At 44.1% G+C, this 712-nt stretch carries 1 protein-coding gene; it reads left to right on the top strand.

Annotation, left to right across the window (positions count from 1 at the left end):
• On the top strand, positions 1 to 712 hold a 712-nt coding region (locus ACFOSE_RS09705), incomplete at both ends, for an IS3 family transposase (RefSeq protein ID WP_380432821.1).

The raw sequence follows: 712 nt of genomic DNA, 5'->3' as shown, positions 1-712 counted from the left end.
AAGCTGTAGAGCCAGTATCTGAGGCACAACTTGAAGAAATGGTTAAGCGCATTTTTCTTGACAGTAAGTTCAGATACGGCGCTAGGAAGATTAAGAAATGTCTGGAAGCACAAGGGATCAACTTGTCTCGCCGTCGGATTCGTCGCATCATGAAGCGATTGAATTTGGTTTCTGTTTACCAAAAGGCTGCCTTCAAACCGCATGCTAAAGGGAAGAATGAAGCACCTATTCCAAATCTCTTAGAGAGACAGTTTAACCAGCAAAAACCATTGGAAACCCTTGTGACGGACTTAACCTATGTTCGTGTTGGCAATCGTTGGGCTTATGTTTGTTTGATTCTTGACCTCTTTAATCGTGAAATCATCGGCCTATCCCTTGGTTGGCACAAGACCGCTGACTTGGTCAAAGAAGCCATTCAAAACATCCCTTACGCTCTGACCAAAGTGAAGCTGTTCCATTCTGACCGTGGTAAGGAGTTTGACAACCAGCTGATAGATGACATGTTAGAGGCTTTTGGCATCACCCGTTCGCTGAGTCAAGCGGGTTGTCCCTATGACAATGCCGTCGCTGAGAGTACCTATCATTCTTTCAAACTTGAGTTTATCAACCAAGAAACCTTCCATTCACTAGAAGAACTAACCCTTAAAACGAAAGATTATGTCCACTGGTGGAATCACCATCGCATTCACAGCAGTCTCAATTACCAAACACC

It is taken from the genome of Streptococcus dentapri (genome assembly GCF_042649885.1).
Lineage (GTDB): Bacteria > Bacillota > Bacilli > Lactobacillales > Streptococcaceae > Streptococcus > Streptococcus dentapri.
This window is presented reverse-complemented; position numbering and strand designations above follow the sequence as displayed.